Consider the following 13,200-nt stretch of genomic DNA (forward strand, 5'->3'; position numbering starts at 1 on the left):
CGAGTCTCGACAAGATGCAGACCCGTTCAGAACTGTACGAACGTTTGAGCCTGGCTGAGTTCGAGAAGCTCGATGCCTCGATTGTAGCTAGCAGCATACGGCGTCGGATATCGACGTGGATGCTTCGGGAAATTCCTTTCGGCGGCTGCCGACCCCACTCAGCTTGAGTTCAGCTACGGGGGCGTAGGGAGGGGCAAAGTGGAGGTGGCGATGCGTGCGGTAATTTTTGGTCTGGCGGCGATTTTGGCGGTGACGGGGGGAGCAGCGGCCCGAGATTGCAGCGGACAGGGCTCGGCGCGGTATTTGAGCGTGGTAGACTGGGGCTTTTCGAGCGGCGGCAAATCGCAGGTGGATTTGAGCTACCGGCTTGACGACGAGAAGATTGCGACGCAGCTGCAAGGCCACGTGTATTTCCAGATCGCGCCCGACGAGGTGCTGGCTGATGCGGCGATTGATCTGGCGAACGTGGCTGGGGTTCCCAATAACGGCGTCGAACCCGTCGCGCTGTCCAAGGATGCAGTGCGCCGACTGGCCAGGGCAGATCATGACGCTGTGAGCGTGTTCGTTTGCACCAATTATCTTGAGTATCTCGATGGCAGCGGCTTGATCATCGACTGAGGCTTCAGGCGAGCATTTCCTGCATGGCGGACGCGATTTTGTTGGTGTTGTAGGGCTTGGGAAAAAAGCGGCCGCCGGTTGGAAGTTCGGTGCCACCGACCGGGGTCTTGCCGGAGGTGACGATGATCAGGATTGGTGGCCAGCGGTCCCGCACCGCGGCGGACAGCTTGAGGCCGTTCATCGAGCCGGGCATATCCACATCGGTAAACAGGATGCGGATTTCGGCATGGGTTTCGAGCAGGGCGATGGCGTCGTCGGCATTGCTGGCTTCGAAAACGGTGAAGCCAGCGTCACGCAGGTCGTTGGCCGTGGACGACAGGATCAGGAACTCATCCTCGACTACGAGGATAGCCGGTAAAGGTCCGTTGGAAGGCAAATCACCACCTAAACTGACTCACTGACCCCCAAGGTCGCGTCCGGCGGGCGCGCAGCCAGGATATGCTCAAGCCCGTGGGAGCGTATTCGATCCGTTTGTTCGGTAAAAATCGTACACCACAGGCAAAACGCCGTGTCAGCAACGCCGAGAAGGCCCGCCCTATCCGGATGGATAGAACGGGCCAAAGCGATCAGCTCATCGCGCCTGCGATAGCTAGATCCAATAGGGCGCAACGCCATAATAATCGTAGACGCGACGACCGTTTTCCTCGGTCCAGTAGTCGTCGTTTTCGCGCTCGTATTTGGGGGCGCCTTCAAGCTGCTGCTTGGAGACATCGACGCGATAGCCGCCGAGGTCCTGATCATAGTTGAGCTTGGACCAGGGCAGCGGATAATGGTCGTGGCCCATGCCGAGGAAGCCGCCGAAGCTCAGCACGGCGTAGGATACCTTGCCGCTGCGCTTTTCGACCAGGATACGTTCGATCGAGCCGATATGCTCGCCATTGGGATCATAGACCTTGGTGCCTTCGACCTTGTCGGAGGCGATCAGGTCATGGGTTTCCTTGATATTGGCGCTCGCGGCAGTGCGGTTGTCATCGTAAGCCATGGAAAAGCTCCTCTGGTTGGTGTGACAGGACAACGCGACGGCTGGGAATCGAGTTCCGGAAAAGTGGATGAACCGAATGTGATCAACCCATTGGCGTCAGGTTAACGGCGGCTGCGTTATGACAGCACATCGCTCGGGTGGGCTCTGCGGTCCCCTGGGAGCCCCTTCCTCGTCGATCCTTCAGTCAGTGCCCTTCATGACAACTTCCGCCCTACCCTTCCCCAACCTTTCCCGTCGCGGTTTCCTGGCTGGCAGCGCTGCCCTCAGCGCCCTCGCCTTGGCCGGCTGCGCCTCCACCACTGAGCGCCTGCCGCCGGAGCCGACCTTCGATCCGGCTTATCTGCAGATGTATGCGGCACTGCCGAACGAGAAATTCCCCGTTCCGGCGGTCGACCTGCGCTATCTCAAGCCAACCCATTTCCGGCAGTATGTGCCAGACCCCACCGGCGAGCGTCCGGGGACCATCGTGGTCAATACCGGGGAACGCTACCTCTATCTGGTGCAGGAAGGCGGCCAGGCGCTGCGCTACGGCGTCGGTATCGGCCGCGAGGGCTTCGCGTGGTCCGGCAGGGCCGAGATCGCGCGCAAGGCGATGTGGCCGACCTGGACGCCACCGCACGAAATGGTGCTGCGTGATCCTAATGCGGCGCCGTGGGCCAATGGCATGCCGGGCGGACTCGGCAATCCGCTGGGTGCGCGGGCCATGTATATCTATCAGGATGGCCGCGACACCATCTACCGCCTGCACGGAACTTCGGACCCCGCCACCATCGGCGAAGCCGTATCCAGCGGCTGCGTGCGGTTGATCAACCAGGACGTCATCGATCTCTACCAGCGCGTGCCGGTGGGGACGCCGATCCTGGTGGTCTAGAGTTTGATGATCATCAAACTCTAGTTTTCTGCTGGAGCATGATCTTTTCGGAAAACCGACCCACTTTTCCGGATCATCCTCTAAGGAACCCAAGGCCTCAACCTCGCATTGACAGAGTAACGGGGAGCGGTCCGCTCCCCAATCTGTCAAGGAGGCGGAAATGGCATTCGACAGTCTCAGGGAGCGCATGGGAGGCGACGACAATGTCACTCCCATGGAAATCGCGCACCACACCCTGTTTACGGCCAAGGAAAAGATCGAGCTGCTGAACCAGCTCAAGGCGGATGTGACCGGCGCCCATCATGAAGGCAAGTCGATGGCAGTCGACGCCGACGAGATCGACGCGGCCATCGCCGAAGTGCGCCAGGGCGTGCAGGACGGCATCGGCGCCGACACAGTTGTACGGGGAGATTTCTGATGGCCACGGTCTCGAAATTTCCGCGCCAACCCACCGTCGCCAATGTCGACGTGCTGGTGGATGAAAACGGCAGCACGGTTGATGTGCCCGATGGCTCCGAGCTGAAAGTCGCCGGCGAGCATGATGACGTCGTCGCCGCGACCAGCCCAACCAATTGGTGGCTTTATGGCCTCGTGGCGCTGGCTATCGTCATCGCTATCGTGCTGGCGCTGCAGGTGTTCAACGGGGCGCCGGGCAGCGAAGTGCAGCCGGGCACGCCGACTTCGGCGCCGGTGGTGGAACCCGTCGTGCCAGTGGCGCCATAAACAAAAAGCGCGGCTCGATGGCCGCGCTTTTCGCATTTGGTGATGGCTCGATCAGCCCTGGATTGGGGAGAGCTGGATTTCGACGCGGCGGTTCTGGGCGCGACCGGATTCGGTGCTGTTGGAGGCGATCGGGTTCTGCTCGCCACGGCCGGTAATCGAGAAGCGCTGCTGCACGATGCCCTGATTGGCAAGGATGGTGGCAACAGAAATGGCGCGCTTGTAAGACAACTGCTGGTTATAAGCGTCGTCACCCTGCGAGTCGGTGTGGCCGGACACGTCCACCAGCGTCTTGTCGAACTTCTTGAGCACCAGAGCGACCGAGACCAGCGTCTGGTTGAACTGCGGCTGCACGCTCGACTGGTCGGTGGCGAAGGTGATGTTGGACGGCATGTTGAGGATGATCTGCTGGCCGACGCGGGTCACTGAAACGCCGGTGCCCTGCAACTGGGCGCGCAGCTCGGCTTCCTGCTGATCCATGTAGCTGCCGATGGCCACGCCGGTCAGGCCGCCGACGCCGGCGCCGATCAGTGCGCCGACGCGCACATCACCACCCACCGCCGCGCCGATCAGCGCGCCAGCGACGGCGCCGCCGCCGGTGCCGATCAATGCGCCGCCTGCGGTATTGGAGAGCTGCGACTGCCCGGTATAGGGATTGGTGGTGCTGCAGGCGCTGAGCGCCAGCGCGGCAAGGGCCGCAACGATGATATTGGTCTTCATGACAATGTCCCCTGGCAAGTGAATGGTCTCGTGCTTGGTCAATACGGCAGCATGATGATCAGGGAAAGCCCCGGTCGCGCCGAAATCAGGGATTGGCCCAGCCGCCGTCGACGACGAACTGCTGCGCTGAAATCATGGCGCTATCCTGCGAGCCCAGGAACAGGGCCATGCGCGCGATATCGTCGGGATAGACGCGGCCAGCCAGCGCCTGGTCGCGGTCGAGCGCGGCTTCGCCCTCGGCATCGAGCCAATGGGTCAATTGCCGTTCGGTCATCACCCAGCCGGGCACCAGCGTATTGACGCGAATGCCGGACTTGCCGAGGGCCCGCGCCATTGAGCGGGTGAGACCGTGCGTGGCCGCCTTGGCGGTTTCATAGATTGGAATGCGCGGCGTCATCACCATCCAGCTGATCGAGCCGGTATTGATGATCGAGCCGCGCCCGGCCTTGATCATGGCAGGAGCCACGGCCTGGATGGCGAAGAAATGATGCTTGAGATTGACCGCCATGCGGTCGTCCCAATAGTCCGGCGTGACCTCGCTCCATTCGTGGCGCTGGTCGTGGGCGGCATTGTTGACCAGCACAAGGGCATCGCCATGAGCGGTGGCGAAGCCGGCGATGGCGGACTGGTAGGCGGGCAGGTCGGTGACGTCGCATTGGGTGAATTTGGCGATTTGGCCCGCCGCCGTCAGCTCGTCCGCGAGCTTGTTGCCGGCCTCGGCAGCGATGTCGACAAAGCCGACCTTGGCGCCCTGCGCGGCGAAGTTGCGCACGAGGCTTTCGCCGATCCCCGACGCACCGCCGGAGATGACAACGGGAGTATCCTTGAGGCTTGGATAGGCTGCATAGTCGGACATGATGTTCTCGCCGGTGGACTGAAGCGGACTTAGCTTGAGGGCGAGATGGCGGCAAGAGTGCTTTGTCACCAGAGCGACATGCAGCCCAGTTAATGGCGGACCAAACCTCGTCCGGAGCCGATTCAATGTCCCTCGATCTCGTCAAACCCGCCCAACTCGCGCCAGTCGCTGGCCCGTCCCCCGCGGCCCTGGCCCAGGTCATGACGCTGGAGCGGACCGAGGCCAACCATGCCGCAGCGCTGGCGAGCCTTGCCTGCCTGCAGCGCGTCGAGGCGCCGGCCGGACCGGCGCGGGAAGCGTTGGCTTTCCCGCTGACCATTGCGGCCTGGAACCTGGAACGCTGCTATGCGGTGGAGGCTTCGGCCGAAATGCTGCGACGCGAGGGCGCCGATATCGCCCTGTTGTCGGAGGTCGACAACGGCATGGCTCGGACCGGGCAGCGCCACACCAGCCGGGACGTGGCCGATGCGCTCGACATGAGCCATGCCTTTGGGGTTGAATTCCTGGAGCTGGAACTCGGCGGGGCGACGGAGCTGGAATTCTGCGTCGATGACTTCAATCGGCTTGGCTTTCACGGCAATGCGCTGCTGGCACGCGCCGCCTTGCAGGCACCGGTGATGATCCGGCTGGAAGCGCACGGCCATTGGTTTCGGCCGGAAAGCCCGGCGCACCGAATCGGCACGCGTTGCGCCATTGCGGGAGCGGCGATGACCGCACAGGGGCCGCTTTATGCGGTTTCGGTGCATCTGGAGAATGCAGCTGACGCGGCCTATCGCGAGCAGCAGGTGCGCGGGCTGATCGACGCCATCGACCAGTTGGCCGGCGACATGCCGGTGATCATTGGCGGCGATCTCAATACCGGGCTGGCCGATGGCGGGGACTTCGAAAAGGAGACGCTGTTCGCCCATGCGGCGTCGCGTGGCTTCGAGCGTCACGGTGGGCCGCTGGACCAGATGACCACACGAGCAAGCCGGGTCAGCCGCAATCCTAAGGGCGCCTACAAGCTGGATTGGTTCCTGACACGTGGGCTGATGGTCGCCAATAGCCGGATCGTGCCATCAGTTGCGCCGGACGGCGAAGTGCTGTCCGACCACGACATGGTGGTGGCGACGATTGCGGGCTTCACGCGCTAGGCAAATCCCGATGCTGCGCCGGTGGCACGTAGCCACCGGCGCAGCATCAGAGTTGGTTTTGGGCGCTCGCGCCTTTGGCGGGCCGCGCGATGTCCAGCTTCTCGGTCGTTTCCAGCAGGGTCATGATGTCATCGACGCGATTGAGATAACGCGTCTCCATGGCGAAGTTGAAGGTCACGTATTTCCGGCCCGGCACGAAGGTGCACAAGTTGGCGCTGGGGTGGAAGGAGCCGACATAGACCGGCTCCACCAGATTGCGCGTCATGTTCCCATACATGCGGTGCGGCGGCACCAGCGTGAGCACCACGTCCATGGTGCCGTTGTAGTGGAAGAACTTGTCACCGTAGAGGAAGGGCAGAACCTTGGAAATCTTGCGGTGCAGGGCAAACATGCCCATCAGGATGAACTGGAAAGTGGTGGTGTCCTTCTGCTCGATCTCGGTCAGCGTCTGGTCGATTGAGCGGACGTAGTCGAGGAAATTGGGCTGCACCTTGAACTTGGCGTCCAGCGCCCGGACGCGGAACATGTCGTCGTCGGCCTCGGTGCGGGTCGAGTGATCCAGCATCGTATAGGCCGCGGTGATGACGGCGGCTTCAGGACCCTTCTCGGCCACGTTGAGCGCCTGGGTGATGAGCCCGAACATCAGCGAGCGCTGCCGCACGCCGATGCGGTTAGCCAGATCGCGCAGGCGGCTGCGTTCGATCGCCAGTGACCTGAAGCCCAGCTCCTTGGGCGTCAGCGGCTTGGAATTGGACAGATAGAGCTGGACCAGCGCGCCAATGACCGAGCCGATGGCAAGGCCGAAGCGGCGCTTGAACGGCAGCTTGGCCTTGGGCGCCGGCGGCGTGATGCCGCGGGCAATCGACTGCGACCGGCTGAGCAGGGACGAGTCATTGCCTTCGAGCAGCGCATGGCTCGAGCGCACCAGCACCATCGAGGCATGGCCATGTTCATCGGGACCACCGCGGCGGGTGATGGCATAGACCCGGAACAGCGGTAGATCGTTGTGCTCGAAGATATCGAGCCCTTTGCTGAGCCATTTGTCGGGATAACCCTCGAAATCGTCGACCTCGGTCACCGTGGTGATGGCGTCGAGCATGTGCTGAGGAAAGGGCTGGCCCGGCAGCGCACCGACAAAGCCATGGGTGAGTTGGGGCGCCAGCGAAACCATTTCGGCGACGAAATTCAGCAGGATTTCTTTGTCGATCGCGGTCTTGGAAAAGGCGGTGAAATAGACTGTGTTCTTGGAGTTGACGAGAAACCATTGGAAATTGGTGAACAGCGCCTGCGGGTTCTTTCGCACCGCCCTTGCGGCCCGTATCAGCGCCTCGTCTTGCTCAATCGCGGTATTCATCCCCCCTAGACGCTCCAATTGCTTTCCCCCGTTAGCCTTGTTGCTGTTTAACTATACCGATTCTCGATGAGTAGCGGCAATCGCTCACGCGTTGCGCAGTTAATTCGCGCTCTAACTGTGTCTGGTTAAACGCAGTCTGAATGGCCCATTCATCATTTATCCGCGTGCGGAGGTCCGCCAGTTCTTGGCAGCATGCGTGCAGCACTTTATAACGTCTCCAAACTGCGGCGTATGCGACGCGCGGCGAATTGACCTATGTCAATGCCGGGCCGAGAAAATTAGGCTCCCCCACGTTGCAAGACCCAGGCCGTTTTATCCGGCCGGGCCGCAGCCGAGTGTTGAGGACTAAGCTGATGGATTATCGCGGCATTTTCGAAGATGCAGTGGACACGCTGCGGCAGGAAAAGCGCTATCGCGTATTTGCCGACCTGGAGCGCATCGCCGGGCGCTTCCCCCGGGCCGTCTATCGCGACGAGGCGGATAATGCGCGTGAAATCACCATCTGGTGCTCCAACGACTATCTGGGCATGGGCCAGCACGAAAAGGTGATCGCCGCCATGCAGGAGACCGCGGGCCGGCTCGGCGTCGGCTCCGGCGGCACGCGCAATATCTCAGGCACCAACCGTCCGCTGGTCGAGCTGGAGCGTTCGCTCGCCGATCTGCACCGCAAGGAAGGCGCGCTGGTGTTCACCTCCGGCTTCGTCTCCAACGAAGCGGCAATTGCCACCATCGCGCGGCTCTTGCCCGATTGCATCATCTTCTCAGACCAGCTCAACCACGCCTCGATGATCCAGGGCGTGCGCCAGTCAGGCATGACCAAGACCATTTTCCGCCACAACGACGTGGCGCATCTGCGCGAGCTGCTGGCCGCAACCGATCGCAAGCGGCCTAAGCTGATCTGCTTTGAATCGGTCTATTCGATGGATGGCGATATCGCCCCGATCAAGGAAATCTGCGACCTGGCCGAGGAATTCGGCGCGCTGACCTATATCGACGAAGTCCATGCCGTGGGCCTCTACGGGCGGCGCGGTGGCGGCATTGCGGAGCGCGACGGGCTGATGGACCGCATCGACGTCATCGAGGGCACACTGGCCAAGGGCTTTGGCGCCATGGGCGGCTATATCGCCGCCAACAAGGCGATCATCGATGCGGTGCGCTCCTATGCGCCCGAATTCATCTTCACCACGTCCCTGCCCCCGGCCATCTGCGCTGCAGCTCGCGCCTCGATCGAACATTTGAAGAGCTCAGACGTCGAGCGGGCCACACACCAGCGTCAGGCGCGGCTGACCAAGGCGATCCTGGCCGATGCCGGCCTGCCGGTGATGCAGACCGAGACCCACATCGTGCCGCTGATCGTGGGCGATGCGCGCCAGTGCAAGGCGGCCAGCGACATGCTGCTGGACAAGCACAACATCTACATCCAGCCGATCAACTACCCCACCGTGCCCAAGGGCACCGAGCGCCTGCGCATCACGCCGACGCCGCTGCACACCGACGAGATGGTGTTCGAACTGCGCCACGCGCTGGTGAGCGTCTGGGCCAGCCTCGAATTGCCACGCGAACAGGCGGACGCGGCGCTGACCGCGAGCAAGCTGACATCGGGCGATCTGACGCTGCCGACGACGGGCGGCTAGTCCGCCTCGTCACAGAAAGTGATGACCTCGGACAATGCGGTGATCGCATAGCCCGGCGGGGCCAGGCCATCGGGCCAGTCGGTGGTGCTGTGATACCAGACGGCGAGCAGTCCGGCGGTGCGGGCGCCATCGACGTCGACCACTGGATTGTCGCCGACGAAGATGGCTTCGTCCGCAGCCACGTTCAGCCGCTGCAGCGCAAGCTCGAAGATGCGGCGATCCGGTTTGCGCAAGCCTTCTGCCTCCGACACCAGAACGATATCGAGCAGAGGGCGCAGGCCGGTGGTGTCGATCTTGCCGTTCTGGACCACGGCGCTGCCGTTGGTCACGATGCCGGTTTTGAGGCCTTTCGCTCGTAACGCAACGAGTGTTTCCGCTGTGCCGGGGCTGAGTACCGCGTAGCTCGGATAGAGCGCCTGGTAATCGGCCAGGAGATCGGCGGCGATGGACGAGGCGATGCCCAGTTCAGCTGCCAGCGCTGGATAGACCGTAGTCTTGGGTGTTCGGCCTTCATCCTCAAGCGCGAGAAAGCGCGTCGTGAACAGGTCCCGGCCGATGCCCGGCAGTACCGCAGCGTGGCGGGCATATTGATCACCAATGAACGCCCTGATGGCCGCATGACGGACCAGCAGGGTTTCATCCAGATCAAACAAGACTGCTTTAATCACCGCTCACCTATCCAATGCCAATGGCGGCACTGGAGCATGCGTCGGGAGTGACGACAAGCAGGCGGCCGACGGTCGTCCCAGCGAACCATTCAGGCCGCCACTCGATCAAGGTCTCGGGACTTCTTCGCCAAAATCGCTCCACCGGGCGATTTCTCGCGCTACGACGTCAGCACGATCCGCATCAGGTCGGCGGTGTTCCTCGCACCCAGTTTTTCCATGACGCGCGCACGATGCACCTCGATGGTACGGGGGGAAATGCCCAGTTCGCGGCCGGCTTCCTTGTTGGATTGGCCATTGGTGATCAGTTGCAGCACTTCGCGCTCGCGCGGCGTGAGCTGGGAGAAGCCTCGCACCTCGATGGCGCGGCCGCCGCCATGCATGGCCCCCAGATGCACATCGCGCCGCAGCGCATCGCGGACCACGGTGAGCAAGTGCTCGGTATCGATGGGCTTGGTGATGACATCGGCGGCGCCGAGCTTCATCGCCGTCACCGCCGCGTCGATCTGGGGCGCCTCGGACAGCATGAAAACGGGCGTGCCGGTGCGCATCGATTTGACCCGGCGCAGCAGCGCCAGCCCGCTATCCTCGCCCAATTGCAGATTGACCACGACGACGTCGGGCCGGCGCCGGGACAGGCTGGCGATGAAATGGCCGGCCTCGACCGAAAATATTGTTTGAAAACCTTCGAGCCTGAATAAAACGCTCAGCGCTTCGCAGGTGGCGGGGTCGGTATCGACAATATGGATCAAACGATCGCGGTTTAAGAATGAATGATAGAAAATCTCGTCGCTCATGCTGTCCTCTGCCCAGTGACATGCTTCGCTTGCGCGACCCATCTCCGTCCCAGCACTGGGCAAAGCTTTCGATAAACTACGACAGCGCTTCTGTCGCAATGAACAGTTCAGCTCCGGTGAATCGCCAAGGTAGTTTGCATTAAGTGTTCGTGCCGTCCGAGACGGACATTGCGTAGGAGCAACTACCTATATCTGTGGGTTTATATGCCCACAGATAGCAAGTCAACGGATTTTATTCCTATTTCGATTGCGGACCGTTAAGCTCGGCGAACTCAGACGGCCGGGCGTCCACGCAAGGCATCGCGAATTTCGGTCAGCAGGACTTCTTCGCGACTCGGCGCCGGCGATGCCGCGGTGGGCTCTTCGGCGGCTTGGCGCTTGAGCGAATTGATGGCCTTGACCACCACGAACAGCACGAAGGCGATGATGGTAAACTTGACGACCGCGTTGAGGAACAGGCCGACATTGAGCGTGGCGACGCCGGCGGCCTTGGCGGCAGCGAGCGAGACGATCGGCACGTTGTCCGGATTTTTCAGGACTACGAACAGGTTCGAGAAATCGATACCACCCAGGATCAACCCGATCAGCGGCATGAACAGATCATCGACAATGGAGGACACGATGGCGCCAAAGGCCGCACCGATGATCACGCCGATGGCGAGATCGATCATGTTGCCCTTGATAGCGAAGTCTCTGAATTCCTTGAACATAGCTATCCCTCACGCTAATTGGCCCATCCTTGCGGGCAACAGCACCAGACTTTCGTAGAATGCGGCCGATTGCAATGGGCGCCGGCCTTGCGGCGGGCGGGGCGTGGGCAGATAATCAGCGCAAACACGAAAAGCTCACAACCCATGGCCATGCCGCCTTCCAGCACCGACGCCGAGCCAAGCCTGCGGCAGGCGATGGACCATATTCCTCAGGGCATCGCCATATTCGATGCAGCCTTGAGGCTGGTCACGTCCAACACGCGCTACCGTGGCCTGCTGACGCTGCCCGAGGGGCTGGTGCAGGTGGGAACGCCGCTGTTCGATATCGCGCTGTTCCTCGGCACACGGGGCGACCTGGGCTCGGGTGACCCGGTGCGCCTGGCGATCGAACGGGTCAATGTGCTGACGGCGGTGGCGGCGACAGTGACGCAGCGTATGGGCGCGGGCGGGCAAATGCTGGAGTTTCATTCCAGCCGACTGCCCAATGGGGGCCTGGTGATCAGCTTTGCCGACGTGACCGATCGGGTCCGGGCCGAGCGGGAACTGGAACGGATGAACCTGTCGCTGGAAGGGCGAGTAGAGGAGCGCACGGCGGCGTTGACGCGGGTCAATTCGGAACTGGAGGTTGCCCGCGCCAAGGCCGACGCGGCCAATCACGACAAGACGCGCTTTCTCGCCGCCGCCAGCCATGACCTGCTGCAGCCGCTCAATGCGGCGCGGCTCTATACCTCGACGCTGATCGAGCGGGCCAAATCGACGAGCCTGGCCGAACTGGCCAATTCCATCGAGGCCTCGCTGACGGCGGTTGAGGATATCATGGGCGCCCTGCTGGATATTTCGCGCATCGATAGCGGCGCGCTCAAGCCGGTACCGGGGCCGGTTAATGCGCAGGACCTGCTGCGCAAAATCGAGGTGGAGTTCGGGCCGATGGCACGCGAGCGCTCGATCGCCCTCAAGATCGTGGCCTCGGACGCCACGGTGCTGGTGGATCGCACGCTGATCGGCCGTATCGTGCAGAACCTGGTATCCAACGCCATCAAGTACACCGCGCCCGGCGGCAAGGTGCTGGTGGGGCTGCGGCGGCGCGGCAATCGCATGCGGCTCGACGTGATCGATACCGGCATCGGCTTCAACCGCGACCAGCACAAACTGCTGTTCGCCGAATTCTCCCGGCTGGAGCGCGGAGCGCGCATGGCGCAGGGACTGGGGCTGGGGCTGTCGATCGTACAGCGGCTGGTGACGGCGCTGGGGCTGACGCTGGAACTGGACAGCGCCGAGGGCATCGGCTCGCGGTTCTCGCTGTTCCTGCCGGTGACGCGGGCTCTGCGGCCGGCACTGGACGTGGGGCCGGTGGCCAGCGAGAGCAGTTTCGGCACGCTCAATCTCAAAATCCTGTGCGTCGACAATGAGCGAGCGATCCTCGAGGCGATGCAGGGCTTGCTGACCCATTGGGGTTGCGACGTGCGCACGGCCCTGTCGCTCAAGCAGATCGATCGCGAGCGGCTGCTGGAGGGCTGGTATCCCGATCTGGTGCTGATGGATTACCACCTCGACCAGACCTCGGGGCTCGATGCCATCGAATGGCTCCGCCACAATGTGGGCGGGCATTTGCCGGCGGCGCTGGTGACTGCGGACCGCAGCGCGGCGGTACGGGCCCTCGCCGAGGATCGAGGCGTCGCGGTGGTCACCAAACCGGTCAAGCCGGCGGCGCTGCGGGCGGCGATCAGCGGGTTGGCGGGGCAGCGCGTGCCGGTGGGGAAGAAGCTGGCGTAGAGACGATCGCCAGGCTTTGGACACTCGATATGGGTGGGTTTGGATAGGCTGTCTGGTTGCACGCCACGGGCCTTTCTCTTCAAGCCCTGTGATTTTGGGCCCAGCATTCGGCCATGCCGTCACGATGAGCATCGCCGACAGTCGCGCCAAGACGCCGCGCGGCTTGCACCGGGCGGTTTGGAAAGACTGCGGCATGCGGCGAGACGTGCCTCATGGTAATTTTTAGTAAGCGAGACACGCCTCGCCGCATGCGATGGGGTTTCTGGCCGCTCGAACGTGGCCTCCATTGTTTCAGGAGACGAACGTCGCGCTGGCCCAGGGATCGCGCGACCGCATTCCCCTCCCACCAAACTCCCCACGGCCGTTC

General features: G+C 62.5%; 15 protein-coding genes. 7 read left to right on the forward strand and 8 right to left on the reverse strand.

Annotated features, from left to right (window positions below):
• Positions 1-210: 210 nt before the first annotated feature.
• The gene (locus JWR51_RS17340; RefSeq protein WP_299750311.1) at positions 211-618 is read left to right on the forward strand and encodes a hypothetical protein; all 408 of its coding nucleotides are present in this window, start codon (positions 211-213) and stop codon (positions 616-618) included.
• 4 nt (positions 619-622) lie between these two features.
• Here JWR51_RS17340 and JWR51_RS17345 read toward each other — a convergent pair whose 3' ends face one another.
• Both JWR51_RS17345 and JWR51_RS17350 read right to left on the reverse strand, forming a co-directional pair.
• The gene (locus JWR51_RS17345) at positions 623-994 is read right to left on the reverse strand and encodes a response regulator (protein ID WP_299750314.1); all 372 of its coding nucleotides are present in this window, start codon (positions 992-994) and stop codon (positions 623-625) included.
• A 213-nt stretch (positions 995-1,207) separates the two neighbouring features.
• Entirely contained in the window at positions 1,208-1,600 is a 393-nt protein-coding gene (locus JWR51_RS17350; protein ID WP_299750317.1) for a PRC-barrel domain-containing protein, read from the reverse strand.
• A gap of 196 nt (positions 1,601-1,796) precedes the next feature.
• Between JWR51_RS17350 and JWR51_RS17355 the strand changes: the two genes are divergently transcribed.
• From JWR51_RS17355 to JWR51_RS17365, 3 genes are all read left to right on the forward strand, one after another.
• A complete protein-coding gene (locus JWR51_RS17355) occupies positions 1,797-2,471 on the forward strand; it encodes a L,D-transpeptidase (protein WP_299750319.1) in 675 nt (224 codons plus the stop codon).
• Between the two features lie 160 nt (positions 2,472-2,631).
• Positions 2,632-2,889, forward strand: a complete 258-nt coding sequence (locus JWR51_RS17360) for a hypothetical protein (RefSeq protein WP_299750322.1) — start codon at positions 2,632-2,634, stop codon at positions 2,887-2,889.
• Complete coding sequence (locus JWR51_RS17365) at positions 2,889-3,194, forward strand: hypothetical protein (protein ID WP_299750324.1); 306 nt, start codon at positions 2,889-2,891, stop codon at positions 3,192-3,194. The genes JWR51_RS17360 and JWR51_RS17365 overlap by 1 nt, the downstream gene beginning before the upstream one ends.
• A gap of 51 nt (positions 3,195-3,245) precedes the next feature.
• Here JWR51_RS17365 and JWR51_RS17370 read toward each other — a convergent pair whose 3' ends face one another.
• The gene (locus tag JWR51_RS17370) at positions 3,246-3,911 is read right to left on the reverse strand and encodes an OmpA family protein (protein WP_299750327.1); all 666 of its coding nucleotides are present in this window, start codon (positions 3,909-3,911) and stop codon (positions 3,246-3,248) included.
• Positions 3,912-3,996: 85 nt separating this feature from the next.
• A complete protein-coding gene (locus JWR51_RS17375) occupies positions 3,997-4,767 on the reverse strand; it encodes an SDR family oxidoreductase (protein ID WP_299750330.1) in 771 nt (256 codons plus the stop codon).
• Between the two features lie 125 nt (positions 4,768-4,892).
• Here JWR51_RS17375 and JWR51_RS17380 point away from each other — a divergent pair, with 125 nt between their 5' ends.
• On the forward strand, positions 4,893-5,900 hold the full coding sequence (locus JWR51_RS17380; RefSeq protein ID WP_299750333.1) for an endonuclease/exonuclease/phosphatase family protein: 1,008 nt from the start codon (positions 4,893-4,895) through the stop codon (positions 5,898-5,900).
• A 46-nt stretch (positions 5,901-5,946) separates the two neighbouring features.
• Here the strand turns inward: JWR51_RS17380 and JWR51_RS17385 are convergent, their stop codons facing one another.
• Complete coding sequence (locus JWR51_RS17385; RefSeq protein WP_299750336.1) at positions 5,947-7,254, reverse strand: hypothetical protein; 1,308 nt, start codon at positions 7,252-7,254, stop codon at positions 5,947-5,949.
• A 353-nt stretch (positions 7,255-7,607) separates the two neighbouring features.
• Between JWR51_RS17385 and hemA the strand changes: the two genes are divergently transcribed.
• Positions 7,608-8,888 (forward strand): 5-aminolevulinate synthase, encoded by a 1,281-nt coding sequence (gene hemA / locus JWR51_RS17390; RefSeq protein WP_366525613.1) that lies wholly within the window; start codon positions 7,608-7,610, stop codon positions 8,886-8,888.
• Here hemA and JWR51_RS17395 read toward each other — a convergent pair.
• From JWR51_RS17395 to mscL, 3 genes are all read right to left on the reverse strand, one after another.
• Positions 8,885-9,556: an HAD family hydrolase gene (locus tag JWR51_RS17395; protein ID WP_299750338.1), complete on the reverse strand. Its 672-nt coding sequence runs from the start codon at positions 9,554-9,556 to the stop codon at positions 8,885-8,887. The two genes, hemA and JWR51_RS17395, sit on opposite strands and share 4 nt — an antisense overlap.
• Before the next feature lie 158 nt (positions 9,557-9,714).
• Positions 9,715-10,350: a LuxR C-terminal-related transcriptional regulator gene (locus tag JWR51_RS17400; RefSeq protein ID WP_299750341.1), complete on the reverse strand. Its 636-nt coding sequence runs from the start codon at positions 10,348-10,350 to the stop codon at positions 9,715-9,717.
• 272 nt (positions 10,351-10,622) lie between these two features.
• Positions 10,623-11,060 (reverse strand): large conductance mechanosensitive channel protein MscL, encoded by a 438-nt coding sequence (gene mscL / locus JWR51_RS17405; protein WP_299750344.1) that lies wholly within the window; start codon positions 11,058-11,060, stop codon positions 10,623-10,625.
• 144 nt (positions 11,061-11,204) lie between these two features.
• Here mscL and JWR51_RS17410 point away from each other — a divergent pair, with 144 nt between their 5' ends.
• Positions 11,205-12,833 carry a PAS-domain containing protein gene (locus tag JWR51_RS17410; protein ID WP_299750347.1) on the forward strand — a complete coding sequence of 543 codons (1,629 nt, stop codon included), beginning with the start codon at positions 11,205-11,207 and terminating at the stop codon, positions 12,831-12,833.
• The last annotated feature ends 367 nt before the right edge of the window (positions 12,834-13,200 follow it).

Origin of the sequence: Devosia sp. (genome assembly GCF_028290625.1) — a bacterium.
Taxonomy (GTDB): domain Bacteria; phylum Pseudomonadota; class Alphaproteobacteria; order Rhizobiales; family Devosiaceae; genus Devosia.

Coding starts and splice junctions, on each gene's coding strand:
- JWR51_RS17385 (WP_299750336.1), bottom strand. CDS start 7,254: ATGAATACCGCGATTGAGCAAGACGAGGCGCTGATACGGGCCGCAAGG.
- JWR51_RS17410 (WP_299750347.1), top strand. CDS start 11,205: ATGGCCATGCCGCCTTCCAGCACCGACGCCGAGCCAAGCCTGCGGCAG.
- JWR51_RS17365 (WP_299750324.1), top strand. CDS start 2,889: ATGGCCACGGTCTCGAAATTTCCGCGCCAACCCACCGTCGCCAATGTC.
- JWR51_RS17370 (WP_299750327.1), bottom strand. CDS start 3,911: ATGAAGACCAATATCATCGTTGCGGCCCTTGCCGCGCTGGCGCTCAGC.
- JWR51_RS17375 (WP_299750330.1), bottom strand. CDS start 4,767: ATGTCCGACTATGCAGCCTATCCAAGCCTCAAGGATACTCCCGTTGTC.
- JWR51_RS17380 (WP_299750333.1), top strand. CDS start 4,893: ATGTCCCTCGATCTCGTCAAACCCGCCCAACTCGCGCCAGTCGCTGGC.
- mscL (WP_299750344.1), bottom strand. CDS start 11,060: ATGTTCAAGGAATTCAGAGACTTCGCTATCAAGGGCAACATGATCGAT.
- JWR51_RS17360 (WP_299750322.1), top strand. CDS start 2,632: ATGGCATTCGACAGTCTCAGGGAGCGCATGGGAGGCGACGACAATGTC.
- JWR51_RS17355 (WP_299750319.1), top strand. CDS start 1,797: ATGACAACTTCCGCCCTACCCTTCCCCAACCTTTCCCGTCGCGGTTTC.
- JWR51_RS17350 (WP_299750317.1), bottom strand. CDS start 1,600: ATGGCTTACGATGACAACCGCACTGCCGCGAGCGCCAATATCAAGGAA.
- JWR51_RS17340 (WP_299750311.1), top strand. CDS start 211: ATGCGTGCGGTAATTTTTGGTCTGGCGGCGATTTTGGCGGTGACGGGG.
- JWR51_RS17400 (WP_299750341.1), bottom strand. CDS start 10,350: ATGAGCGACGAGATTTTCTATCATTCATTCTTAAACCGCGATCGTTTG.
- hemA (WP_366525613.1), top strand. CDS start 7,608: ATGGATTATCGCGGCATTTTCGAAGATGCAGTGGACACGCTGCGGCAG.